21 protein-coding genes are annotated in these 22384 nt (G+C 59.9%); 10 read left to right on the forward strand and 11 right to left on the reverse strand.

What is annotated here, in order from left to right:
* Nucleotides 1-235: 235 nt before the first annotated feature.
* Nucleotides 236-1225 carry a TerC family protein gene (locus ASF70_RS17110; protein ID WP_062581473.1) on the reverse strand — a complete coding sequence of 330 codons (990 nt, stop codon included), beginning with the start codon at nucleotides 1223-1225 and terminating at the stop codon, nucleotides 236-238.
* 311 nt (nucleotides 1226-1536) lie between these two features.
* Here ASF70_RS17110 and ASF70_RS17115 point away from each other — a divergent pair, with 311 nt between their 5' ends.
* Entirely contained in the window at nucleotides 1537-2448 is a 912-nt protein-coding gene (locus ASF70_RS17115) for a LysR substrate-binding domain-containing protein (RefSeq protein ID WP_062581475.1), read from the forward strand.
* Nucleotides 2449-2520: 72 nt separating this feature from the next.
* Here ASF70_RS17115 and ASF70_RS17120 read toward each other — a convergent pair whose 3' ends face one another.
* Genes ASF70_RS17120 through ASF70_RS17130 form a run of 3 tightly spaced genes read right to left on the reverse strand, consistent with a single transcriptional unit; the run spans nucleotide 2521 to nucleotide 5219 of the window.
* Complete coding sequence (locus ASF70_RS17120; RefSeq protein WP_244474108.1) at nucleotides 2521-3543, reverse strand: LacI family DNA-binding transcriptional regulator; 1023 nt, start codon at nucleotides 3541-3543, stop codon at nucleotides 2521-2523.
* 35 nt (nucleotides 3544-3578) lie between these two features.
* On the reverse strand, nucleotides 3579-4568 hold the full coding sequence (locus tag ASF70_RS17125) for an ABC transporter permease (protein WP_062581477.1): 990 nt from the start codon (nucleotides 4566-4568) through the stop codon (nucleotides 3579-3581).
* A gap of 12 nt (nucleotides 4569-4580) precedes the next feature.
* Nucleotides 4581-5219 carry an ATP-binding cassette domain-containing protein gene (locus ASF70_RS17130; protein ID WP_244474075.1) on the reverse strand — a complete coding sequence of 213 codons (639 nt, stop codon included), beginning with the start codon at nucleotides 5217-5219 and terminating at the stop codon, nucleotides 4581-4583.
* Nucleotides 5220-5471: 252 nt separating this feature from the next.
* On the opposite strand from ASF70_RS17130, the gene ASF70_RS17135 reads away from it, so the two are divergent.
* The 5 genes from ASF70_RS17135 (at nucleotide 5472) to ASF70_RS17155 (ending at nucleotide 11152) form a co-directional block, all read left to right on the forward strand.
* Nucleotides 5472-6452 (forward strand): NAD(P)-dependent oxidoreductase, encoded by a 981-nt coding sequence (locus ASF70_RS17135; RefSeq protein ID WP_062581481.1) that lies wholly within the window; start codon nucleotides 5472-5474, stop codon nucleotides 6450-6452.
* A 41-nt stretch (nucleotides 6453-6493) separates the two neighbouring features.
* The gene (locus ASF70_RS17140) at nucleotides 6494-7486 is read left to right on the forward strand and encodes a sugar-binding protein (protein WP_092659140.1); all 993 of its coding nucleotides are present in this window, start codon (nucleotides 6494-6496) and stop codon (nucleotides 7484-7486) included.
* Between the two features lie 126 nt (nucleotides 7487-7612).
* A complete protein-coding gene (locus ASF70_RS17145; protein WP_062581483.1) occupies nucleotides 7613-8560 on the forward strand; it encodes a sugar-binding protein in 948 nt (315 codons plus the stop codon).
* 75 nt (nucleotides 8561-8635) lie between these two features.
* Nucleotides 8636-10135, forward strand: a complete 1500-nt coding sequence (locus tag ASF70_RS17150) for a sugar ABC transporter ATP-binding protein (RefSeq protein WP_062581485.1) — start codon at nucleotides 8636-8638, stop codon at nucleotides 10133-10135.
* 9 nt (nucleotides 10136-10144) lie between these two features.
* Nucleotides 10145-11152 (forward strand): ABC transporter permease, encoded by a 1008-nt coding sequence (locus tag ASF70_RS17155; protein ID WP_062581487.1) that lies wholly within the window; start codon nucleotides 10145-10147, stop codon nucleotides 11150-11152.
* Nucleotides 11153-11204: 52 nt separating this feature from the next.
* On the opposite strand, the gene ASF70_RS17160 is transcribed toward ASF70_RS17155, so the two are convergent.
* From ASF70_RS17160 to ASF70_RS17185, 6 genes are all read right to left on the reverse strand, one after another.
* On the reverse strand, nucleotides 11205-11975 hold the full coding sequence (locus ASF70_RS17160) for an SDR family oxidoreductase (RefSeq protein ID WP_062462040.1): 771 nt from the start codon (nucleotides 11973-11975) through the stop codon (nucleotides 11205-11207).
* A complete protein-coding gene (locus tag ASF70_RS17165) occupies nucleotides 11972-12967 on the reverse strand; it encodes an ABC transporter permease (protein WP_062581489.1) in 996 nt (331 codons plus the stop codon). Before ASF70_RS17165 ends, ASF70_RS17160 begins: the two co-directional genes overlap by 4 nt.
* 60 nt (nucleotides 12968-13027) lie before the next feature.
* Nucleotides 13028-14068, reverse strand: a complete 1041-nt coding sequence (locus ASF70_RS17170) for a sugar ABC transporter substrate-binding protein (protein WP_062581491.1) — start codon at nucleotides 14066-14068, stop codon at nucleotides 13028-13030.
* A gap of 34 nt (nucleotides 14069-14102) precedes the next feature.
* On the reverse strand, nucleotides 14103-14873 hold the full coding sequence (locus tag ASF70_RS17175; protein ID WP_062462050.1) for an ATP-binding cassette domain-containing protein: 771 nt from the start codon (nucleotides 14871-14873) through the stop codon (nucleotides 14103-14105).
* Nucleotides 14870-16009, reverse strand: coding sequence for an ROK family transcriptional regulator (locus tag ASF70_RS17180; protein ID WP_062581493.1), 1140 nt, complete (start codon nucleotides 16007-16009; stop codon nucleotides 14870-14872). The genes ASF70_RS17175 and ASF70_RS17180 overlap by 4 nt, the downstream gene beginning before the upstream one ends.
* A gap of 313 nt (nucleotides 16010-16322) precedes the next feature.
* Nucleotides 16323-17816 (reverse strand): aminotransferase class V-fold PLP-dependent enzyme, encoded by a 1494-nt coding sequence (locus ASF70_RS17185; protein WP_156461873.1) that lies wholly within the window; start codon nucleotides 17814-17816, stop codon nucleotides 16323-16325.
* Between the two features lie 96 nt (nucleotides 17817-17912).
* Here ASF70_RS17185 and ASF70_RS17190 point away from each other — a divergent pair, with 96 nt between their 5' ends.
* A complete protein-coding gene (locus ASF70_RS17190) occupies nucleotides 17913-18398 on the forward strand; it encodes an Lrp/AsnC family transcriptional regulator (protein WP_062462056.1) in 486 nt (161 codons plus the stop codon).
* Between the two features lie 104 nt (nucleotides 18399-18502).
* On the opposite strand, the gene ASF70_RS17195 is transcribed toward ASF70_RS17190, so the two are convergent.
* Nucleotides 18503-18706, reverse strand: a complete 204-nt coding sequence (locus ASF70_RS17195; protein WP_012760580.1) for a cold-shock protein — start codon at nucleotides 18704-18706, stop codon at nucleotides 18503-18505.
* A gap of 301 nt (nucleotides 18707-19007) precedes the next feature.
* Between ASF70_RS17195 and ASF70_RS17200 the strand changes: the two genes are divergently transcribed.
* The 3 genes from ASF70_RS17200 to rocF all read left to right on the forward strand — a co-directional run bounded on the left by ASF70_RS17200 (nucleotide 19008) and on the right by rocF (nucleotide 22377).
* Nucleotides 19008-20204 carry an amidohydrolase family protein gene (locus ASF70_RS17200; protein WP_062581495.1) on the forward strand — a complete coding sequence of 399 codons (1197 nt, stop codon included), beginning with the start codon at nucleotides 19008-19010 and terminating at the stop codon, nucleotides 20202-20204.
* A gap of 187 nt (nucleotides 20205-20391) precedes the next feature.
* Entirely contained in the window at nucleotides 20392-21318 is a 927-nt protein-coding gene (locus tag ASF70_RS17205) for a dihydrodipicolinate synthase family protein (protein WP_062581497.1), read from the forward strand.
* Between the two features lie 138 nt (nucleotides 21319-21456).
* Nucleotides 21457-22377, forward strand: coding sequence for an arginase (gene rocF, locus ASF70_RS17210; protein ID WP_062581499.1), 921 nt, complete (start codon nucleotides 21457-21459; stop codon nucleotides 22375-22377).
* The last annotated feature ends 7 nt before the right edge of the window (nucleotides 22378-22384 follow it).

Here is a 22384-nt window from a genome sequence, read left to right on the forward strand (position 1 = left end):
GAAGGCCGCAGGTTCAAATCCTGCCCCCGCAACCAAATCATCATTATCAAAAACACCCGTAGCGACAAGCTGCGGGTGTTTTGCGTTTGTGGCTTAACCGAACCTCACTAACGACCGATACGCGGTGTTTGCCAAAGATGGGTGACGCAGGATCCGATCGGTTTTGCACTGCATCCGGCAGTCTCTACTGATACGTTGCAAGACAGGGGCAAGGTGTGGCCGCCAGTCCCGCCCCTTAGACCGTATTGCCGGCACGTGTATCGCGTGTCTTCACCAAGCTCCAGATAACGCCCGAGGCGATGATGGCGAAGGTGATACCGAGCGAGAGTGAAGCGGGAAACTTTTCGAGACCCAGGAGGTCAGCGACGAAGATTTTCGAGCCGATGAAGATCAGCACGATTGCGAGCGCCGGCTTCAGATATCGAAAGCGATGGATCATCGCGGCGAGTGCGAAATACAGTGCGCGCAGACCGAGGATCGCGAACACATTCGACGTGTAGACGATGAACGGATCGGTCGTGATCGCAAAGATCGCAGGGACGGAGTCGACCGCGAAGATCACGTCGGCAATTTCGACCATGACGAGCGCCATTAACAGCGGCGTCATGAACCAGACCAGTTTGCCGGTCGTGGGATGGGGCTTCTTGACGAAGAAATCCTGACCGTGGTGCTCTTCCGTGACGTTAAACCTGCGCCGCATGAAGCCGACAATGGGATTGTTGCCGATCTCGGGTTCCTTGTCGCCGATCAACAGCATCTTGATGCCGGTGATGACGAGGAAGGCGGCAAAGAGATAGAGGACCCAGGAAAAGTTCGAAACCAGCGTCGCGCCAAGTCCGATCATGATGGCGCGCAGAACGATCACACCCAGCACGCCCCAAAAGAGGACGCGGTGCTGGTATTTGCGCGGCACTGCGAAGAAAGAGAAGATGAGCGCGATGACGAAGACGTTGTCCAGCGCCAGCGTTTTCTCGACCACAAAACCCGTCAGGTAGTTCATCCCCTGCTCACCGCCGAGCTGCCACCAGATCCAGCCGCCGAACGAAAGACCGAGCGCGATATACATCGAAGACAGGATCAGGCTCTCGCGGACACCAATCTCGCGGTTGTCGCGGTGAAGAACGCCGAGGTCCAGGGCAAGCAGGGCCGTCACGATCGAAAGGAAACCGAGCCACATCCAGACGGGCTTGCCGAGCCAGTCTGCGAAGAAGAATGCAAAGTCCATGTGAACACTCCAGCCGGTCGTTCACGGTGGATGCGGCGTCCGACATCGCGAGAGGACCGGCAGCTCTCGCCAGAGGGGCCCGGACAGGGGCACAAGGAGTAAACCGCGGGCGCAGGACCCGCGGTAGCGGATGGAACTGGATCGTGATCAAGAGGGCTTGCGCGTCTCAGTCGGAGCGCCGCGATGGCCTTTTGAGGTCAATGCCAGCTCCATCTTCGACCTCCTCCTTGATCAAAGACTGAACTGGCGATCCCGTCGTCATTGCGCCAATTGATTGTTGAAATCGTCTCGATAGTGATCGACTATTGAGCATGCCGTTTCGCCCCAGTCTTCGCCAACTCGAATATGTCGTCGCGCTTGCTGAATGCGGTCATTTCGGAAGGGCCGCGAAGCAATGCCATGTCTCGCAACCAACACTCTCCGTCCAAGTGGGGATCGTGGAAGAAAATCTGGGAGTCCAGCTGTTCGAGCGGACGTCGGCAACGGTTCTCCTCACGCCGGTCGGTGAACGTTTTGTGCATGGTGCCCGCGTGGCGCTTGCCGCTATGGGCGATCTGCTCGAGACCGTCGCAAAGCACAGCGCAGCGCTTGGCGGCGTCATCAGGCTGGGCACGCCGCCGACTTTCGGGCCGTATTTCCTATCCAGGTTCCTACCGTCCCTGCATAAACAATACCCCGATCTGAAGATCTACATCGTCGAAGATCGTCCTGCGGCGATCGAAACCGCTGTTGCGGAAGGAACGCTCGACTGTGGCCTCGGCCCCTTGTTCGGCGAGCGGTCCCTAATGTTCGTGCCGATCGGCAGGGAGCGGCTGCTGCTGGGCGTTCCCGCTGATCATCGGCTTGCAAAACGTCGGGCTGTCTCCGTTCAAGAGCTGAAAGGCGAGCGTCTGCTGGCGCTTGGAAGCGGACACCAGTTGCTCGAGAGCGTTCAGCGACTGGCGAAGGCGTCCGGCGCGACTGTCATTGACGACTATGCCGGTACCAGCCTGGACGCGATCCGACAAATGGTGTCGATCGGCATGGGCTGCTCGCTGTTTCCCGAACTCTACGCGCAGGCGGAGTTCCGCAACGCAGAAGACGTTCATCTCCTGGAAATCGAGGGCTGGAGTGAGACCCGTCAGGTCGGCGTCTATTTCAGGTCAACCAGCGGCCGGGTGGCGCATTTTCAGGAACTTGCCAGAAGGGCGACAGACGCTGCATTGGAGCTCGGGATCGGCTGACGTGCCGGCGGTCCCTCTCTGCTCAGCAAGTCATTCCATTGGAAACGAACCTTGCCGCAGGCCAGTCTGAGCTCAGGCGGAACTGCGCGCGACCAGTCGGCACTCCACCTTCAACTGGTCGTGATTGCTGGTCAGCCCGCCAGCCATATCGGAAAGCAGCTCGACGGCCATCACGCCCATCTCGAACATCGGAAGATGGAAGGTTGTCAGCGGCGGCATCGTGAACTGGGCAATGTCTCTGTTGTCGAAGCCGACGACGGAGACATCCTCCGGGACAGACTTGCCGAGTTCGTTCAGCGCTTCGATACAGCCAAGCGCCATGAGGTCGTTCGCGCAGAATATCCCGTCCGGGGGATCCTTCAGCTTCATCAGCGCATGCGTCTTTTCGTATCCGGACGGCGGTTCCCAGTTGCCATAGTGCACGAGGTCGGGGTCGTAGGAGAGATCGTTGCTGGCAAGAGCCTGCTTGTATCCGCGCAAGCGGTCGCGCGGATTGTCGAGACCTTCCTGGCCGTTGATCAGGGCTATCCGCTTGCGCCCGGCGCTGATCAGCCGTTCCGTCGCCGCCCGGCCGCCGGCGACGTCTCCCGGCAGGATGGACGGAAGCCGACGCTCTTGATCGTAGCAGTTGACCAGCACAGAGGGGACCTTCAGAAGCGGTTCCGGCGGATCGATCTTGCGGGTCAAAATAGTGCCGAAAATGTAGCCGATAAGTGCCTGTCCGTCACAGATCGAAAAGATGCCGCCATCCGGGTCCTCGCCTTTGCGGAAGACGCCAAGTGTGACGATAATCCCGAGTTCGAGTGCCTTTTCGCGGGCACCTTCGTAGGCAAGGGCCATCCATGGATCGGTGGTCAGTTCGTCGACGGCAAAAACGATTACCTTGTTGGCGGGCGCACTGCCGGGTCCGGAACTGGCTGATGACTTGTTCGCGAGACGATAGCCCAACTGATCCGCCGCGTCGAAGACCCGCTTGCGGGTGGCTTCGGTGAACCGGGCGCCGGAACTGCCATTGAGAATGAGGGAAACGGTCGCCTGAGATACGCCTGCCAGCGCGGCCACGTCCATCATCGTCGGTTTCAAGGCATTCTCCATGTCGGACACCGTGGTTTCCGGGGTATGCTGCCGTGTCAGGATCGAAAGTGCCGGACACGGTCGAAGGCTACGGCAACCACAATGAAGGTACCTATGAACATTCCTTGCCAGAATGTCGAGATGCCGAGCAGGATCAGAGAGTTGCGAATAACTTCTATCAACAGTGCTCCAACGACCGCACCGAGCGCATTGCCTTCGCCACCGGCCAGATTGGCACCACCGATGACGGCCGCGGCAATCACCGTCAGCTCCATGCCTTGGCCGAGATTGGTGGTCACGCTGCCGAGCCATCCAGCCATCAGAACGCCGGCGAGCCCGGCGGTGAGAGCCGACACGCCATAGATACTCACCTTTATGCGCCGCACGGGGATGCCTGTCAGGATGGCGGCGTTCTCATTGCTGCCGATCGCAAGCAGATGCTGCCCCCATCGGGTCCACCTGAAGACCAGCGACATTACAAGGGCTAGCGCAGCGAGGACGTACAGGGGGTGGGGTATGCCCAGCGTCGAGCCGCCGCCGACCCAGATCAGCAGGTCGTGGTCGGGGCCGAAATTCCAGATCATCTTGTTGTCCGACAGGACCATGGCCAGGGACCGAGCGGCCGAAAGAGTGCCCAAGGTGACGACGAAGGGTGGCATTCCGGCATAGGCGACAAGCACGCCGTTCAGTACGCCCACAAGGAGGGCTGCAAGCAGCGCAAGAGGAAAGGCGAGGAGGAAGGGCATGCCACCTTCCATGGTGACGCTGATCACCATGGCACTCAACACGACGGTTGAGCCGACCGACAGATCGATGCCGCCCGAGGCGATAACGGTCGTCATTCCGATCGCGATGATGCCGACGAAGGCGAAGTTGCGCGCAACATTGAAGAGATTGCGCTCCGTTGCAAAGCTGTCCGTTAGAATGCTGAGCGCGAGGCAGGCAAGGACCGCAGCGATAAAGACCCAGAACAGCTGCCGGCTCGATACGCGTGAGATCCAGCTTCGATGCTCGCTACGGGCAATCACGTCATCCAATGTGGTCATGGCGATCTCCTTTCAAGCGGCTTCGATGGCGCCGGTGATCAATCCTGTCACTTCTTCGGGCGACGACTGATCGGCGCGTTTGCTGGCGACGAGTTCGCCGCGCCGCAGCACCGCAATCTTGTCCGAAACACCGAAGACGTCGGGCATGCGGTGGCTGATGAGAATGACGCTGATGCCGTGATCACGCAGCCTGCGAATGACATCGAGAACCTCGGCCACCTGGCGGACGGAGATTGCAGCGGTCGGCTCGTCCATGATGACGATCTTGGGCTCGGATAGCAGCGTACGGGCGATCGCAACCGCCTGGCGCTGGCCACCGGACATGCGGCGCACCAAATCGCGTGGTCTCGTTTCCGATTTCAGTTGCCGGAACAGCTCCGCTGCGACGCGGTTCATCTTGGCATAGTCGATGTAGCGCAGCGGCCCGAGGCTGCGCATGGTCTCTCGCCCCAGGTAGACATTGGAGGCAGCCGAGAGATTGTCGCACAGCGCAAGGTCCTGATAGACGACCTCGATGCCGTGTCGCTGTGCGTCGCGTGGGTTGTGAAAGGTCACCGGTTGGTCATCAACGCGGATCTCTCCTGTCGATGGTGGGAAGTTGCCGGCGATAATTTTGACAAGCGTCGTCTTGCCGGCGCCGTTGTCCCCCATCAGTCCCAGAACCTCCCCTGGTTCGACGGTGACACTGACACGCGACAGCGCGTGTATTGCGCCGTAACTCTTTGAAATTGAATGCAATGAAAGCCGTGACACGCTCCGCCCTCCCTCGGCTGATCCCACGATGGCATTCTGTCGGCACCATAGCCTGCACGTTGCCCGCCCGTAAACAGGTATCAATAATGCTTGACTTAATATTATAACCAAATATTAATTATTCAACCTGAAAGCGAAAAGGGGGCGGTGATGCGGTTGCTCGTGACGGGCGCCACCGGAAAGGTGGGCCAAGCCTTCCTTCCCGCCTTCCTTTCCAATCCGCGCTTTGCGAAATGGAATGTCGTCGCGCTCTGCAACAACCGGGCTCTGGAACCCGGTCCCCGTGTCTCCGTCGTGAAGGGGTCCATGGCAGATCCGCAGATTGTCGGGAAGGCGCTCGAAGGTGTGACGCATGTGCTGCACCTGGCTGCCGTGAAAGAGACGCCCGATCAGGCCATCGATGTTGCTCTCAAGGGGCTCTACCTCCTGCTGGAGGGTTTCAGCCGTTCGGCTGCGAAACAGCAATTTATGCTGCTGAGCGGTGATTGTGTCGTTGGGCACATTTTTCATGGTTACAGCTCACCGATCACGGAGCAGTCGCCGAGGCGAGCCTATCGCGGTGTCTATGCCCTGACCAAGGTGCTGGAAGAGACCATGGTGGAACAGTTCGGGATCCAAGAGGGTCTCAACTGGACCACGCTTCGCGCTCCGTGGATCATGGAAAAGGACGACTTCCGCTACGCAATGGAGGTCGGTCCTGATCAGTTCGGCGGGCCGCCGTGGTCGGCGATGATGGGAGCGGATGATCTCGACGCGCTCAGGAAGAACCGGGCCGTACCTGCCATGCGGGATGGTCGCGGCGCCTATCTCAAGCGCAGCTTTCTTCATGTCGATGATCTCGTCAACGCGATGATCGCCGCGCTGGACAATCCGGCCGCGTATGGAGAGCTGTTCAACGTCGCCATGGACCAGCCGGTCGACTACGGCGCGCTGGCCGATATCCTGGAGGCTTCCGGCGATCGGCAGCGCCGCGACATCCCGACACCGTTTCACAGCAACTGGCTCGACAATTCAAAGGCCCGGATGGTTCTCGGCTGGCAACCGGAAATCGATGTTGAAGGACTTGTCGAGCGTGCCTGGAGCTACAGGCGTGCAGGAAATGATCTGCGCATCATTTGGTATCCCGGCTGAGCAGGAGGGTTTCGCCGGCGATTTAGAGGAGGAGAAAGGCAATGAAAACAAGATATTTGGCATTCACTGCAATACCTATTCTCATGTTGCTGGCCGGCGAGAGCGCTGCGGAGAGCAAAAAGACACTCGCCATCGTCGTCAAAGGGCTCGACAATCCGTTCTTCGAACAGATCAATCTGGGCTGCAAGAAGTGGCTGTCGGAAAATCCGAAGAGCGAATACGAGTGCCTCTACACCGGGCCGGCCTCTTCGGCCGACGAAGCGGGTGAGGTCCAGATTGTCGACGATCTGCTGACGCGCGGTGTTGCAGCGATTGCAATCTCGCCGTCGAACGCGCCGGCCATGGCGAACCGCGTGCGCCAGATCGCGCCGCAAATTCCCGTCATGACCGTCGATGCGGACTTCCTCGAGAAAGACCATGATCTGCGCAAGACCTATCTCGGCACCGACAATTATCTGATGGGTGTGAAGATGGCCGAGCAGACGAAGAAGCTGAAGGCGAAGGGTGGCACGGTGTGTCTGCAACTCGGCAATGTTGGTGCCGCCAACATCAATGCGCGTGCCCAGGGTTTCCGTGACACGATTGCGGGAGCCAAGGACGTGAAGCGGCTGAGCGGACAGAACGGCTGGACTGAAATCGAGGGATGCCCCGTCTATACCAACGACCAGGCGGACCTAGCCAATCAGCAGATGTCGGATGTCTTTACAGCCCATCCCAAGCTCGATGCCTTCATCCTGATCGGCGGGTGGGCACAGTTCGCGCCACAGGCCTATACCCAGGTCACCGACCAGGTCATGAGCAAGCTGAAGTCGAAGGAACTGGTGATCGTGGCGGGGGATACGCTGCCACCGCAGACCCAAGCCTTTCGTGAGGGCCGCAGCCATGCGCAGGTCGGTCAGCGGCCCTTCGAGATGGGCTACAAGGCACCCGACGTGATGATCAAGCTGATCAAAGGCGAGAAGGTGGATGATCCGCTGTTTACCGGCCTCGACATCTGCAACGCCGAAGATCCCGGTTTCTGCAAGACCAACTGACGGCGCCGTGGCGCCCATGGCGCAGACGCTGAAACGGACCCGATAACCGGGCGTAGGCTTTGCATGGCTCGGTTGTCGCCCTTCAACCTGGAGCAGCCCTGGAGGAGTGGGTTGCGGGAGGACAAGATGAAAAGGATTACGATCACGGCCCTAGTGGCCATGGCGACCATGGTGGCTATGCCAGCGGTCGCCGCAGAGAAAAAGGCACTCGCCTTCGTCGTCAATGCCGCTTCCGATTTCTGGAAGCTGGCCGAGGCCGGGGTCAAGGCGGCGCAGACCGAGCTTCCGGATTTCGAGTTGCAGTTCCGTTATCCCACGCAGGGCACGGCCGCACTTCAGAACGCCCTGATGGATGACCTCGTGGCTGCGGGGACCGACGCAATCATGATCTCGTCGGCTGACCCGAAGAATTCCGTCGATGCCTTCAACCGCATCGCAGCGCAGGTTCCGCTCTTCACGACGGACAGCGATGCGCCGCAGTCGAAGCGCATCGCCTATCTGGGTTCGTCCAACACCCAGGCCGGCATCCAGGCGGGGGAAATCGCGGTCAAGGCGTTGCCCAAGGGTGGTAAATGTATGGGTTTTGTCGGCTTCCTTGGCGCTGATAACGCCAGGGAGCGGATCGACGGTTTTCGCCAGGCCGTGAAGGGCAAGTCGATCGAACTCGTCGATGTGCGGGGCGATGACGTCGATTTCGCCCGCGCGCGGTCCAATGTCGACGATGTCCTCGCGGCAAATCCGGACATCACCTGCATGGTGGGCTTTTATTCCTACAATCCACCAAAGATCTATGAAGCGTTGAAAGCGGCCGGAAAGCTCGGAAACATCACGGTCATCGCTTTCGATGAAGATCCGATCACGCTCGGAGCCGTGCGGCAAGGCCAGTTTGCAGGCACGGTCGTTCAGGACCCCTATCAATGGGGCTACCAGGGGATGAAGCTGATGGCGGCGTACCTGAAGGGCGACAAGTCGAAAGTGCCGGCAGATGGATTGATCATCGTGCCGACCAAAGTCATCGACAAGGCGAATGTCGATGCGTTCGAGAAGCAACTCAAGGCGCGGATGGGCGGGTGATACGCACCTTGACGCGGCCAGCGCGGATCTTTCGGGCTCCGTGCTGGCCCTCAACGCATTCGAGGTTCACGCCAGATGACAGCTGCCGCCCGCATATCTCTTGATCTCATCGGCATCACCAAGGTCTATCCAAGCGCTGTGGCGCTCAATCAGGTGTCGCTCGGCATCCGGGGAGGCGAAGTCGTCGGGTTGATCGGCGAAAACGGTGCCGGAAAATCCACGCTTATGAAGGTGCTTGGGGGCACGATCGTACCCGATAAAGGTGAGATCGTCATCGATGGGAAAACGACGCCCCATCTAAAACCCGCCGAGGCCTTGGCCCGTGGCATCGCGTTCGTGCACCAGGAGCTGAACCCATTTTTCAATCTCGATGTCGCTGGCAACGTACTCCTGGGCCGTGAGCCGCGCAGCCGCCGCTTCGGTTTTATCGACCATGCGGCCATGGCCGAGCGGGTGAAACCACTGCTCGACATGCTGGGCGCTCGCTTTCAGCCATCCACCCAGGCTTCGGAACTTTCGCTGGCGGACCAGCAACTGATGGAAATCGCCAAGGCGCTCTCGACCAATGTCCGCCTTCTGATCCTCGACGAACCGACATCGAGCCTCACTCTTGCGGAAACCCAACGGTTGCTCGACGTCGTGCGCCGGTTGCGGGCAGATGGAGTGGCCATCCTGTTTATTACCCATCGCCTCGCTGAAGTCGAAGCCGTCGCAGACCGGGTGGTCGGGCTCAGGGACGGTCGAAATGCCGGGGAGCTCCGAAGCGGCAGCATCAATCGAGATGCCATGGTGCGATTGATGATCGGCCGCGATGTGACGCAATTCTACACGCCCCCGCAGGTAAGGCAGGGGCCGGTGGTGCTCCGGACACGAAATCTCAGAACCGAGGCCTATCCGCAGGCCCCGGTCGATCTCGAGGTTCGAGGCGGGGAAATCCTCGGGCTTGCCGGTCTGGTGGGCGCCGGTCGGACGGAACTTGCGCGTGCGATCTTTGGCATCGATCCCGTCCAGGGCGGCCGTGTCGAGATGAACGACAAGCCGGTCGCATCCGGGTCGGTGCCGGCAGCAATCGCCGCCGGCATCTGTTTGGTGCCGGAAGACCGCAAGGGTGAGGGACTGTTCCTCGACTTCTCGCTTTCCGAAAACGTGGTGATGCCGAACCTTTCGGCGATCGCGACCGCTGGCTTCGTCGATCGCAGGGCCGAAATGAAGATCGCTGATCGATCCCGCAGCCGGCTATCGATCCGTGCGCCGCGGCTCGACCGTGCGGTCAGCGAATTGTCGGGCGGCAACCAGCAGAAGGTCGTTCTGGCAAAGTGGCTCGGGCTCGATCCCAGGCTCATCATTCTCGACGAGCCGACGAGAGGCATCGATGTCGGAGCGAAGGCTGAGGTTTACCGCCTCATGCGCGATCTCGCGGAAGGCGGAGCCGCGGTGCTGATGATCTCGTCCGATATGGAGGAAGTCATCGGCGTCTCGACGCGCGTGGCGGTGATGCGGCGCGGGTCCATTGCCGGCATCCTGTCGCGGGCGGATCTGTGCGAAGAAACGATCCTCAGTCTGGCGGTCGGATAGGAGATTGGCATGCACAAGAAAGACATCGGCCTTGCCGTCCTCGTCCTGACCGTGGGCGCCATCGTGACACTGGTCAATCCGCGTTTCATTTCACCGGTCAATCTTGCCAACACAGCCAATCTGATTGGACTGTTCGGGCTGTTTTCGATTGCCGAGGCCTTCGTCATCGTCACCGCAGGGATCGAGCTTTCGATCGGCTCCGTCATCGCCCTTCTCGGCGTCATCTTCATCGACCTGATCGCCTCGCATGGCGTTCCCTGGCCTGTCGCCTTTGCGATCGTGCTTGTCCTGTCGGTTGTGATCGGATTGCTGCATGGCTGGCTCATTACACGGCTCAAGCTGCAGCCCTTCGTCGTCACACTGTGCGGTCTGCTGATCTACCGAGGCATAGCGCGCTTCTATACGAGGGACGGGACGGCCGGCTTTAGCTTCGGGACGGATCTTCCCATGCTCGAATATCTCTTCGTCGGACGAACAGCGGGCGTTCCCCATTCCGTCATGGCTTTTGCCGTGTTTGCGGTGCTTGCATGGTTTCTCCTGCATCGAACCGTTTTCGGACGTCATCTTCTGGCCGTCGGAAAGAACGAGGAGGCGGCTCGTTATTGCGGGATCAATACAAAGCGCGTGATCGTCACGGCTTATGTTCTCTGTTCCTTTCTGACGGGCGTCTCGGCCATTTTCTTTGCCATGTACACCAAGTCCGTCCAGCCCTCGTCGCATGGGAATTTCTACGAGCTCTATGCCATCGCGGCTGCGGTCCTCGGCGGATTTTCCCTGCGGGGTGGGGAAGGCTCGATCGTTGGGGTGGTGCTCGGGGTTGTGTTGCTTCAGGTCCTCCAGAACCTCGTCAACCTGCTCGGCATTCCCTCGTCGCTCAATTTCGCGGTCATGGGTGCGGTCATCCTGGTGGGCGTCATTGCCGATACGCAGTTCCATGCCTATCGGCAAAGGCGACATCATCAGGCGACCCGCTCTGCCTTGGCCGAGGTTTCCCGCATCCCGTCGGCAAACGGATGACGGATAGGTCGTCGACGATCGACACAGAGCTGGTCCCGGATGCTGGAAATGATCAGGATGGCAGGAGCCTGAAGTCCGCGCCTTCCGGCAGGAGTTGCCCGCCATCGACGACGATGGTGGTGCCGGTCACATAGCTCGCATCGTCGGAGGCGAGAAACAGGAAGGCATTGGCAACGTCGCGCGGCGAGCCGAGGCGGGCGAGCGGAATTGCGTCCTCCATGTTCTTGATGAAGGCGGCGCTACGATGCAGCTGGATCGCTTCCGTCAATATGTTGCCGGGCTCGACGCCATTGACATTGATGCCGTAGGACGAGAACTCCAGCGCCGCTGAGCGAATGAAGCCGTTGATGCCAGCCTTGCTCGCCGCGTAGTGGCCGTGGCCCGGGCTTGTAACATGCGGGCCGGTGATGGATGACGTAAACAGGATACGCCCCGAGCCCTGCTTTTTCATCGGCGTCAGCGCGGCGCGTGCGGCGTTGAAGCATCCGCGCAGATTGACCCCCATCACGCTGTCCCAGTCTTCCGGAGACGTATTCTCGATGAGCTGCCACGGATAGATGCCGGCGTTCTGGACGATGATGTCGAGCCGCCCGTGACGTTCGAGTGTGAACTCGACCGCGGCAACGGCGTCTTCCATCTTCGAGATGTCGGTGTGGACGAAGTCGATGCCGAGATCATCAGCTGCCGCCTTGCCGTCGTCGGCCTCGGAATCAGCCAGCACCAGCTTTGCGCCTTCCTCCTGGAAGCGGACGGCGATTGCCTTGCCGATGCCGCGCGATGCGCCGATGACCAGCGCCACCTTGTCTTTCAATCTGTCTGTCATGCGAGCCTCTGGCGGAGCCTTTGTTTGAACGTATCGAGAAGAACCGCTGCAAGCACCAGGAAGCCGTGGATGACCTGGGTATAGTTTGCCGGCAGGCCCATCAGGTTGATGGCGGTGTTGATGGACGAGAGGAGCAGCACTCCGGCGTAGACGCCGGGCAGCGCACCGACACCGCCCTTGAGGCTGACACCACCGATGACGACTGCCGCAAAGGCGTTGAACAGCAGCCCAACGCCGAGGTTTGCCGTGGCGCCTGATGTGCGTATTGCAAGCAGCCATCCAGCCAGGCCGGCGATGGCGCCTGCCAGTACAAAGGCGATGATCAGGTTGCGGGTGACGCGAATGCCGGCGCGGTAAGCGGCGGTCTCGTTCCCGCCGATCATTACCAGGTGCCGGCCGAATGGCGTCCTGGCCATCAGCACCGAAAAGACCACGAAACAGGCAATCGCAATCCAGGCTGACAGCGGAATGCCAGCCACACGCTCAATAGCGAACCAGCGGATGGCCGGATCCAGATCCTGGGCGGAGCGTCCGCCGGAAACCGCCAGCACGATGCCGCGCACCCAGATGAAGGAGGCAAGCGTGATGATGAAGGCGCTCATCTTGAGTTTCACGACAAGGAAACCGTTGAAGAGACCGATCAACGCGCCGATCCCGCAGGCAACGAGCAGTGACGCTGGGATCATCAGCCATTGCGGTGAGAGCTTGATCCCCATGCCGATCCCTGCCGAGCAGAAAAGGATGCCGACCGCCATGGCCGCCAAAGCGGCAACGGATTCCACCGAAAGGTCCATATGGCCGGCGATGATCACCAGAGCCAGGCCGATCGACATCACGCCAAGCACGCTCGACGCTTCGATGATGTTTGTGAAGATGCCGATCTGGAAATAGTTCGGGATCAGGGCCGAAAACAGGGCAAGCACGACGATGAGCATGAACCAGACGAGGTTATCGAGTACAGATTCTAGACTTTTGCGCGTACGGGGCGTCATGCGGCAAATCCGGACTTGAGGGAAGGAGTCCGGGGTCTTTCAACCCCGGATGAAGGGTTGTTATTCGACGGATTTGATCGAGGCTGTCGGCGCTTTCATGTTGCCCCAGAAGGCCGGGTTGTCGACATTCTCCTTGGTGATCGCGGCACCCGGGATCTTGATGTTCGGCCCCCAGGCTTCCTTCGTCACGACCCCTTTCAGGCCAAGCACGTCATAGTCGCCGGCCTTGATTTCCTGCTTGCCGACGATCTTGTCCATGAACATGGCAATGGCTGCCGCCTGGGCATAAAGCGGTTGCTCGACTTCGGTATTGAGCCAGCCCTTGCGGATCAGATCGAGGCCGACGGGAGCGCCGTTCGAGCTCATCATCATGACATCACCTGGCTTCTTGCCGGCTGATTCCAAAGAGGCGACGGCTGCAACCGAAAGATGGGCTGCATGCAGGAAGATCAGGTTGATATCGGGATTGGCCAGCATCTGATCGGAGACGATCGTCCCTGCATTGCTGGCTTCCCACTGCATGGCGGGCACAGAGATGATGGTCACCTTCGGGAAGGCCTTCATCTTCTCTTCGAAGCCCTTCTGGATATCGAGCGTGTAGGGATCGCCAGGGTCGCCCAGAACCTGAAGGATCTTGCCCTTCACGTCGCCATTCTTGGCCTTGAGCATCGCTTCAGCCTGTTGCGCGGCAACATGGCCGATCTCGATCGTCCCGGCGACCGAGGTGAAGTCTGACACGGTCGAGGTGACCTGACGGTCGAACTCGACGACCGGAATACCGGCCGCACGGGCTGCCTCGATGGATGGTTTCAATGCGTTGAAGTCGACAGCGGCGAGGATGATCGCCGCCGGCTTCAAGGCGATGACATCGTTCATCTGCGACTGCTGTGCGTCTGTCTTGTTGTCGGCGTTAAGGGTTTTCATCTCGTAGCCGGTCTGCTTCAGAAACATTTCCAAGGCGCTGACCGAGCCTGTCTGGAATTCGTCGAGCAGTGTCGGCACAAGATAATAGACCGTACCCTTGGACTGTGCGGCTGCCGTTGTGAGCATTGAAAGGCCGAGCACCAAAACGCTCAGCAAGCTTAGCATTATTCGTCTCATGATCGTTCTCTCCAGTTTTACGCCGGACCCCTTGTCATTGTTTGCCCACCGGTCCGGCGCCGGTGAGGGTTTGCCCTGTGATCATTTCGATCACTGCATCCGGGCTTGTCTTGGTTCTGTCGACATCGCCGGCGACGACGCCGTGGCGGATGACGACGATGCGGTCTGCGACCTGAAAGGCCTGCTGCATGATGTGGGTGATGATGACGACACCGATGCCCTGGCTGGCGACATGGCGGATCATGTCCAATCCCCGCCGCGTCTGTTCGACCCCAAGTGCGGCGAACGGCTCGTCCAGCAAGAGGAGCTTGCCACCCCAATGGGCAAAACGGTTGAGCTCGATCGCCTGCCGCTGGCCGCCGGACAGATGCTCGACCTTGGTTCGCATGGAGGGAATGCGGGTGCCGGCACTGGTCAGTGCCTTTGTCGTGATTTCCTCCATCGCACGCTCATCGAGGAAGGGGATGCCCGCGATCTTGCGGGTGATCTCGCGGCCCATGAAGAAATTGGCGACGACGTCCACATTGGTGCAGAGAGACAGGTCTTGGTAGACCGTCTCGATGCCGGCTGCCTTGGCCTCGGCAGGCGTCTTTGCCTCGAACTCTTCGCCTTCGAAGAGCATCTGACCTGACGTGGGTTGCAGACCACCCGAGATGATCTTCACAAGCGTGGACTTGCCTGCGCCGTTGTCGCCAAGAAGGGCGACCACTTCGCCCTTTCCGATCGAGAAACTGATGCCCTTCAGCGCTTCGATCGCGCCGAAATTCTTGCGGATATCATTCAGGACAAGCAGTTTTTCGGTCATTCGACAGTCCCCTTCTCTGAAGTCTCGAACATCTGGCCGAAGCGCGGCGACAGGACGCCGAAAACGGCTAGCGCGGCTGCACCTCGGAGTGCCGAATGCTGGCAGTCACTGGCGACGACGACACGTGGATGCGGGCGGTTGGTGCGGGCGGAAACCGAATTGCTCAGGCCGTCGGCCAGTGCGGCAAGCCGCTCGATCAAAGACTGCGGCGCCAGGCCACCGAGCACGACAGTCTCTGGATCGAAAAGGTTTTCGATCGTGCGGATGGCATTGCGAAAGATCGGCGCGATCTCGCGGACCCATTCGGCCTCGGGCAGGCCGCGCCGAGTGAAGGCCTCGAGCGAAAGATAGCGCTCAAGGCAGCCATTGTTGCCGCAGGGGCAGGGCTCGCCATCCGGAACGGCGGGGATATGGCCGATTTCGCCGGCATTGCCCCAGGCGCCGCGCATCACTGTCCCGTCATGCATCATCGCGCCGCCAAGGCCGACGCCGAAGAACAGGTAATAGTAATCCGAAATCTGTTGGCCGAGACCGTAGAGCTGCTCGCCGAGCGCCGCTGCCGCCATGTCGTTTTCCATAAAGGCCGGCAGACCTGTCGCCTCTGTGAGGCGGGAATTGATGTCGACGTCTTTCCAGCCGGTCATCGTTGTCGGGCCAACGAAGCTGATGGATTCCACGTCGAACGGCCCGGGCAAAGCCAGTCCGGCGCCCAGCAGGCGGCCGCGGCATGGGCTTGCCTTGAGTTCGTCCACCATCTCGCCAATCAGAGCGAAGGCTTCGTCCGGCGTCGGGTTGGACGCGCTGCGGTGGCGGCTCTCGACGACATCACCGCGCAGATTGACCAAGGCAACGTCGATGCCAAGCGGCGTCAGGTGAACGCCGACCGCATGCCCACCCTCCGGATTGACGGTCAGCTTCGAGGGCGGAATACCGCGGCCCCGAGGCTTTTCGCGCACCGAGACGATGAGCTCTTGTTCTTCGAGTTCCCGGACAATGGTAGAGACAGTCTGTACGGTGAGGTGAACCCGTTCGGCAATTTCGCCACGCGTCGTCGGACCAGTCAGGCGGATCGCTTCCAAGACGATCCGTCTGTTGTAGGGCCTTCCGGATTCCTGGTTGGTACCGCGCAGCGCCATTTCGAATGTCTCCGAATGACGAAAGTGTGTCAGCGGTCACGTATTTAGTCAAATGGTTTTCAAAAAAGATAAATGCGCGCGCGAAGGGCCTGATCGCGCTGACGTTGCAAAGGCTGATCTGACGGTTCGCGCGCGCTTTCCGCGAAACTCTTAAAGAGTTCGCCTCACCCTCGGAGCCAGGCATCATGACCAGCGCCTGATCAACATGAGCACGAAAGCGTCATCCTCCGCCGGTAGGTCGCGCTATATCACGGGGGTCGTACCCGCAAGGTCGCCGGGTGGGCACGCCAAACGGGAGGCGTTTGGCAAAAGCCTATGCCGTCGCCTCCAACGGTTGAGCGAGGGGCGAGAATATCGCCCGGCTGCGATCGACCATGTATGACGCCGTATGCGAAGGGGCATCCCGGGCGAGTTGGATCACCGCTTCAAGGATGAACCTGACTTTTTCCTCGGAATGGAGAACGCTCAGATTGAGCCGGGTGAAACCCGGTTTCTCGATTTCGTTGCCGTTCCGGATCGATTGCCTGATCCGCTCCGAATGCTCGTCATCGATCGACAGGAGGCGGTGGACATAGGGGCCGGCGCAGGCGCAGCCGCCGCGTGCCTGTATACCGAAGCGATCGGAAAGCATGCGGGTGATCAGCTGCTGATGCACATAGCCACCCTTTCCATCCCTGATGCGAAACGAAAAGATCGGCAGTCTCGACATGCTCATCGAGCCCAACAGCTCGATCTGGGGAATGCCCTGCCAACCCTCGAGTGCGCGCGCGGTGAAATCCTCGTTCAGGCTCGCAATTCTCTCGAGGCCGATCGCGTGCTTGACCAAGAAGGCGAGTGCAGCGCGGATATCGCCGATGACGTTGGGGGTTCCGGCTTCTTCGCGCGCTTCGATATTGTCGCTGTAATCGTGGCCCGTCGGGGAGACGAATTTGACGGTGCCGCCGCCTGGCCAAGAGGGTTTTGTAGTGACGACTGCATCGCGTCTGACCACGAGGATACCGGAGGCACCGGGGCCACCGAGGAATTTATGGGGCGATACGACGATGGCGTCGATCTCGGCGCCTTCAGCCGGTGTCATCGTGATTGGGATATAGGGACCTGCGCCGGCGAAATCCCAGAGGATCTTTGCGCCTGCCGATTTTGCGAGCCGGGTGACCGCTTCGATATCCGTCAGGATACCGGTGATGTTCGATGCGGCCGAAAACGAGCAGATCGTCAGAACGTCCCTGCTGTCCTCAAGAGCCTTTTCCAGGAGAATGAGGTCAGGGCCTCCATCGCAACCTTCCTGAATTTCGATGATCTCAGCGCCGCTTTCCCGCCAGGGGAGGATGTTCGAATGATGCTCGTAGGGGCCGATGATGACGCGGGCGGGTTTGCCGGTAGTGACCGCATCCTCGACGCCGAGCAACTTGACCAGGCGGTTGATGCCGGCCGTTGCACCGGATCCGGCAAAGATCACCGCATGGCGGCTGTCGGCGCCACAGCATTCGGCGATAGTGGCACGCGCTTCACGGCGCATGCGGGTCATCATCGCTCCGCAAAAGGACGCTTCCGTATGGCTGTTGGCATAGTAAGGCAGGACCTCTTCAAGAACGAAGGTTTCCACCTGCCGGAGCGCCCGTCCTGACGCCACATAATCGGCATAGATGAGATCCTTCAGGCCGTATGGCCCGTCCACCTTGGCGGATGCGCCAATCATTCCCGAGGTCAGTGCTGCAATCGGATCGGCGACAGCCAGACTGCGACGAAATCCCTGAAGAGCAGTTTCGGGTTCGGTTCGTGGCATGCAGTCAGCCAGCTGGCGCATTGTCGATCTCCTTGACGAGTTGACTGCGATTATAAACTGAAGCAGGGTCTGAATTCTTCACCGTATTCGCGCTGATTTTGCCAGGAACTGTGTCACATGATCGAGAAAGACCTGAATTTCGATGAAATCGATCTACGGATCCTCACGAGCCTGCAACGCAACTCGGCCTTGTCGCAGCGTGATTTGGCAGAGCATGTCGGACTTTCGCAAAATGCATGCTGGCGCAGGCTGCAGCGTCTGCAGGCAAGCGGGATCATCGGCAATGCCCGATCCGAGATCGATCTCGACCTGCTGGGCTTCGATCTGACGGTCATTGTGATGATTCGCACACGCCACCATTCCAAGGAATGGGCTGACGATTTTCGCAGGCATGTCGATCGCCTGCCGGAGGTGATCGACTTTTACAGGATCGGGGGAGATTGGGATTATCTGATCAAGGTCGTGACCCGCGGAATATCCGGGTATGACGCATTTTATCAGAAGCTCATCACGAATTTCGATCTCGCGACGGTGACGGGCTTTTTCGCGATGGAGGCGATCATTCGCAACCGTGCACTGGATCTCAGCCGAATGAACCGGTGAGACCTGGTTCGGTTTCCAGCCATATTTGGCGGCACAACCGATGGATTAGCCCGCAGAATGTGCCTAGCCCACCCTAAAGCAGGCTAGGCGCTTTTTATCGTCGCTTAGAGAACCGAGACGTTTTCAGCCTTCGATTTACCGGTCTTGCGATCCTGTCCGACTTCGAAGCTGACCTTGTCACCTTCGCGAAGCGAGCCGCCGCGCTGCAGAGCAGAAACGTGAACGAACACGTCCTGGCCGCCATTCTCAGGCGTGATGAAGCCGAAGCCCTTGTCGTCGTTGAAGAATTTAACCGTACCTGTCGCCATGAGAAACCTGTTTCCTATGTAATCCGCGAAATTGCGATGGGCAAACTATAGCGCCACCGCTTCACTATCAACCCCAGCACCATGAACACCGTGATGCCCGGCCCGTATCAACGCCAAATTTTCTTGCCACCGACTACGCAAAGTATCTTAAGCATTGATATCTCTGGCGAGCAAGCCTGCCGCGACACCTAACTCCGTTATCTTGATCGGATATTGGTCGGATAGCGGGCAATAAGCCGTATAAACCAGGGGGTTGCCCCCGACCCGACGCTGTAAACGATGCTAGAATTTGAGGAAGCCCATGACCAAAAGCACGACGGTTTTCACCAATGCCAGGCTGGCGGACGGCATTCTGCGCGATATTCACGTCGAGTCGGGCCGGATATCTGCGATTGAAGCAGCAGGCTCGGTTACTCCTTCTGCCGAGGTCATCGACATCGGCGGCGAGTTGCTGGTTCCGGGTTTTGTCGAAGGGCACATCCATTTGGATACGAGCTTCTACGGCGATAAATGGATGCCGCATCGGCCCTGCACCAACGGTTTCGATGTGCATGAGCGGGTCGCCTTCCAGGCAGAAAACATGGCGGCCGCTGCTCCGATGGACAAGCGCGCCCGCGACCAGCTCGATCTTTGCATTGCCAATGGGACGCTTTCCATGCGCAGCCACGTGATGGTCGATGGTTCGGTCGGGCTGAAGTCGCTCGAAACCATTTTGGCAGTCCGCGAAGACTACAAGGATGTGATCGATATCCAGCTGGTGGCCTTTCCCCAGAGCGGCATCCTCAAGAGCCCCGGAACGCCGGACTTGCTGGACGAAGCCATCGGGCTTGGTGCCGATCTGGTCGGCGGGCTCGATCCGGCCAGCTTCGACCGGGACGTCAACGGCCATCTCGACGTTGTCTTCGGCGTCGCCGAAAAGCATGGTGTCGATATCGACATTCATCTCCACGATGCGGGCAGCATGGGTGCGTTCACCATCGAGGAGATTTGCGCCCGCACGGTGGCGCTGGGCATGCAGGGCCATGTCGCGATCAGCCATGCCTATGGGCTTGGGGATCTCGGCGCTGACGCGGCGCGCAAAATTGCCGCAACGATTGCGAAAAGCGGCGTTTCGATCATGACCAATGCGCCGGGCAACCACAATTTCCCACCGGTTGCCCTGTTGCGGCGAGAAGGCGTCACCGTGTTCAGCGGCAGCGACAATATTCGCGACAGCTGGTGGCCCTATGGCGATGGCGACATGCTGCACCGGGCGGAAATCATCGGCTATCGCTCGGGCTTCTATACCGACGAGGACCTGAAGGCAGTGTTCGATATCGTCACGTCTGAAAGCGCCAAGGCGCTGCGGATCGAGTCCTATGGTATCGAGATTGGCGCGAAAGCCGATTTCGTGACGCTTTCGGCTGCCAATATTCCAGAAGCGGTCGTTGCTTTCCCCGGCAACAGGCGTGTCTTCAAGGGTGGACGCCTCGTTGCCCAAGGCGGGAAGCGGGTCTGATCCGCTTCGAGATCGGTGACGGAGGGCGGCTTGAAACCGTAACTCCGCCGATCGGGACGGCGGGCATGGTGTTCTTCGTCCACATCATGATACCGGTCGAACAGCCGGAGTCGGACAGGCCTTTGCTATTACCGGAGGTCCTGGAGCGAATTACCCTGCAGCTCGTTCGATATTGAGAGGAGATTTCATGACATTCAATGCCGAAACCAAGGGCGTTTACGCCATTGCCGCGACACCGTTTCATGAGGATGGTTCGATCGATTTCGATTCCGTCGATCGGCTGACCGATTTCTATGAGGAGAGCGGCTGCACCGGCATTACCATTCTCGGCATCATGGGAGAGGCGCCGAAGCTGGAGGCGGATGAAAGCCGCGCGATCATCAAGCGCGTGGTTTCCCGTGCCAAGGTGCCGATCATCGTCGGCGTGTCGGCGCCGGGTTTCGCAGCCATGCGGTCGCTCGCCCGCTCCTCCATGGACATGGGTGCCGCAGGCGTGATGATCGCGCCGGGGCAGGGTGCCAAGACCGACGACCAGACCATCAATTATTTTGCAGGTGCCGTGGAAGCGGTCGGCGAAGATGTGCCGTGGGTGCTGCAGGACTATCCGCTGACGCTCAACACGGTGATCGCGACCAGTGTGGTCGCCAAGATCATCACCAACCACCCCTCCTGCCTGATGCTGAAGCATGAGGACTGGCCGGGTCTTGAAAAGATTTCGAAGCTGCGCGCCATGCAGAAGGCCGGCGAATTGCGGCCGTTCTCGATTCTCTGCGGCAATGGCGGCATGTTCCTCGATTTCGAGCCGGAGCGTGGTGCTGACGGCGCAATGACAGGTTATGGCTTCCCGGATATGCTGACCGAGCTGGTTGACCTCTTTGCTGCCGGCAAGCGCGACGAGGCGCATGACCTGTTCGACGCGCATCTTCCGCTGATCCGCTATGAGCAGCAGCTCGGAATCGGTCTTGCCGTGCGCAAGCACGTGCTCAAGCGCCGCGGCGTGATTGCGTCCGATGCGCAGCGCAAGCCCGCCCAGATGCTGACGCCGGCCGCCAAGTCAGAGGTGGACTATCTGCTTGCACGCCTTGCCCGCCACGACAAGCGCGCAGCACTCTGACATCGGAGGGAGCGGGATACCCCTTACCCGCTCCTTCCTCCCCCCTATTTTCTTACGGATGAGGGTGGCTGCTGCCTATCGGCCGTGTTCCATGGTAGGTCTTGAGCCCCAAGATTCGGTCAGCGACGGAAAAACAGCATGCATTGCAAACTCATCGGCGTTCCCCTTCAGGATGGAGCATCCCAGCTCGGTTGCGAGATGGGACCGAGTGCGTTGCGCACGGCAGGGCTTGCCGGCGCGCTCGCCGATCTCGGCCATGAGGTCAGCGATCTCGGCAATCTGGCACTGCCGGCGGTCTCTGATATCACCCATCCCAACACGGCGGTTCGCCGCCTTCCTCAGATCGTCGCCTGGGTCGAACTGCTGACGAAGATCGCCCACCGCGAAAGTGCCGAGGGCATGCCGATCTTTCTCGGCGGCGATCATGCGATGTCGGCCGGAATTGTTGCGGGTCTGGCACGCACCGCGTCGGAAAAGCAGCGCCCGCTTTTTGTTCTCTGGGTCGATGCCCACACGGATTTCCACACGCTGGAAACGACCGGCAGCGGCAATCTGCACGGCGTTCCCGTTGCCTATTTCACGGGCCAACCGGGCTTTGAAGGGTATTTCCCGCCGCTGTCGCATCCGGTCGATCCGGCCAATGTCTGCATGATCGGCATCCGCAGCGTCGATCCGCAGGAGCGCTCCGCGATCAACAAGAGTGACATCACCGTGCATGACATGCGCGCGATCGACGAACACGGCGTGGGCGCCGTGCTGCGCTCCTTCATCGAAAAGGTCGAGGCTGCCGGCGGTCTGCTGCATGTCAGCCTCGACGTGGATTTCCTCGATCCGTCGGCCGCTCCCGCCGTCGGCACCACGGTGCCGGGTGGTGCGACATTCCGCGAGGCGCATTTGGTGATGGAAATGCTGCATGACAGCGGTCTCGTCACCAGCCTCGATCTGGTCGAGCTCAACCCGTTCCTCGATGAACGGGGCCGTACCGCCACGCTTCTGGTGGACCTCACCGCCAGCCTGATGGGCCGCACCGTGCTTGACCGCCCGACCCGGCGGTTCTGACGACGCG

This window comes from Rhizobium sp. Leaf321, assembly GCF_001423215.1.
Taxonomy (GTDB): Bacteria; Pseudomonadota; Alphaproteobacteria; order Rhizobiales; family Rhizobiaceae; genus Neorhizobium; species Neorhizobium soli.

What these genes read in the sequence shown, in the direction of transcription:
- ASF70_RS17110 (WP_062581473.1), bottom strand. Translation starts at nt 1,225, where the DNA reads ATGGACTTTGCATTCTTCTTCGCAGACTGGCTCGGCAAGCCCGTCTGG.
- ASF70_RS17115 (WP_062581475.1), top strand. Translation starts at nt 1,537, where the DNA reads ATGCCGTTTCGCCCCAGTCTTCGCCAACTCGAATATGTCGTCGCGCTT.
- ASF70_RS17120 (WP_244474108.1), bottom strand. Translation starts at nt 3,543, where the DNA reads ATGGAGAATGCCTTGAAACCGACGATGATGGACGTGGCCGCGCTGGCA.
- ASF70_RS17135 (WP_062581481.1), top strand. Translation starts at nt 5,472, where the DNA reads ATGCGGTTGCTCGTGACGGGCGCCACCGGAAAGGTGGGCCAAGCCTTC.
- ASF70_RS17150 (WP_062581485.1), top strand. Translation starts at nt 8,636, where the DNA reads ATGACAGCTGCCGCCCGCATATCTCTTGATCTCATCGGCATCACCAAG.
- ASF70_RS17195 (WP_012760580.1), bottom strand. Translation starts at nt 18,706, where the DNA reads ATGGCGACAGGTACGGTTAAATTCTTCAACGACGACAAGGGCTTCGGC.
- ASF70_RS17160 (WP_062462040.1), bottom strand. Translation starts at nt 11,975, where the DNA reads ATGACAGACAGATTGAAAGACAAGGTGGCGCTGGTCATCGGCGCATCG.
- ASF70_RS17190 (WP_062462056.1), top strand. Translation starts at nt 17,913, where the DNA reads ATGATCGAGAAAGACCTGAATTTCGATGAAATCGATCTACGGATCCTC.
- ASF70_RS17130 (WP_244474075.1), bottom strand. Translation starts at nt 5,219, where the DNA reads ATGGGGGACAACGGCGCCGGCAAGACGACGCTTGTCAAAATTATCGCC.
- ASF70_RS17145 (WP_062581483.1), top strand. Translation starts at nt 7,613, where the DNA reads ATGAAAAGGATTACGATCACGGCCCTAGTGGCCATGGCGACCATGGTG.
- ASF70_RS17170 (WP_062581491.1), bottom strand. Translation starts at nt 14,068, where the DNA reads ATGAGACGAATAATGCTAAGCTTGCTGAGCGTTTTGGTGCTCGGCCTT.
- ASF70_RS17165 (WP_062581489.1), bottom strand. Translation starts at nt 12,967, where the DNA reads ATGACGCCCCGTACGCGCAAAAGTCTAGAATCTGTACTCGATAACCTC.
- ASF70_RS17125 (WP_062581477.1), bottom strand. Translation starts at nt 4,568, where the DNA reads ATGACCACATTGGATGACGTGATTGCCCGTAGCGAGCATCGAAGCTGG.
- ASF70_RS17175 (WP_062462050.1), bottom strand. Translation starts at nt 14,873, where the DNA reads ATGACCGAAAAACTGCTTGTCCTGAATGATATCCGCAAGAATTTCGGC.
- ASF70_RS17185 (WP_156461873.1), bottom strand. Translation starts at nt 17,816, where the DNA reads ATGCGCCAGCTGGCTGACTGCATGCCACGAACCGAACCCGAAACTGCT.
- ASF70_RS17180 (WP_062581493.1), bottom strand. Translation starts at nt 16,009, where the DNA reads ATGGCGCTGCGCGGTACCAACCAGGAATCCGGAAGGCCCTACAACAGA.
- rocF (WP_062581499.1), top strand. Translation starts at nt 21,457, where the DNA reads ATGCATTGCAAACTCATCGGCGTTCCCCTTCAGGATGGAGCATCCCAG.
- ASF70_RS17155 (WP_062581487.1), top strand. Translation starts at nt 10,145, where the DNA reads ATGCACAAGAAAGACATCGGCCTTGCCGTCCTCGTCCTGACCGTGGGC.
- ASF70_RS17140 (WP_092659140.1), top strand. Translation starts at nt 6,494, where the DNA reads ATGAAAACAAGATATTTGGCATTCACTGCAATACCTATTCTCATGTTG.
- ASF70_RS17200 (WP_062581495.1), top strand. Translation starts at nt 19,008, where the DNA reads ATGACCAAAAGCACGACGGTTTTCACCAATGCCAGGCTGGCGGACGGC.
- ASF70_RS17205 (WP_062581497.1), top strand. Translation starts at nt 20,392, where the DNA reads ATGACATTCAATGCCGAAACCAAGGGCGTTTACGCCATTGCCGCGACA.